Genomic DNA, 569 nt, shown 5'->3' with positions numbered 1-569 from the left:
GTGAAGGGCGCCAGGTCGGCGGACGGCAGCTACCTGACGCTGACCGCGGGCTCCTCGGTGACCTGGACGTTCACGGCCCCGAGCGCGGGCGCGTACAAGTTCTGGCTGCACTTCAACAACACCGGCCAGAACTTCAGCGCGGCCGTCACCGTCAACGGCAAGGACCGGGACGGTGGCATCACGGTGAAGAACTACTCGGGCGCCGGGGTGGACCCGGCCCAGGCCTGGTACAGCACCAACATATGGCCGGAGCTGCAGGCCGGGACGAACACCATCACGGTGGGCATCCCGGCCGGGAGCGGCAACAGCATCCTGGTCGACCAGGTCGCGCTCACGCCGATGAGCGTGGAGACCTACCCGAGCTGACCGCTGCGGCTGCCCGCGACCACCGCGGCCAGCCGGGCCACCGTCTCGGTCATCGCGGCCCGGGCCGGGGCCAGGTACTTGCGCGGGTCGGTGCCGGCCGGGTCCTCGGCCAGGCGCTGTCGGACCACCGGGGTGAAGGCGGTGTTCAGCGCGGTGCCGATGTTGACCTTCACCAGGCCGGCCGCGATGCCGGCCGACAGCTC

The 569-nt window shown here is 71.2% G+C and carries 2 protein-coding genes; one reads left to right on the top strand and one right to left on the bottom strand.

What is annotated here, in order from left to right:
* On the top strand, positions 1–366 hold a 366-nt coding region (locus ABD323_RS44390; RefSeq protein ID WP_486327192.1), incomplete at its 5' end, for a carbohydrate-binding protein.
* Here the strand turns inward: ABD323_RS44390 and ABD323_RS44385 are convergent.
* Positions 354–569 (bottom strand): class II fructose-bisphosphate aldolase (locus ABD323_RS44385; protein WP_344447655.1); only part of this gene is annotated, 216 nt, incomplete at its 5' end. The two genes, ABD323_RS44390 and ABD323_RS44385, sit on opposite strands and share 13 nt — an antisense overlap.

It is taken from the genome of Kitasatospora nipponensis, assembly GCF_039528135.1.
Classification (GTDB): domain Bacteria; phylum Actinomycetota; class Actinomycetes; order Streptomycetales; family Streptomycetaceae; genus Kitasatospora; species Kitasatospora nipponensis.
This window is presented reverse-complemented; position numbering and strand designations above follow the sequence as displayed.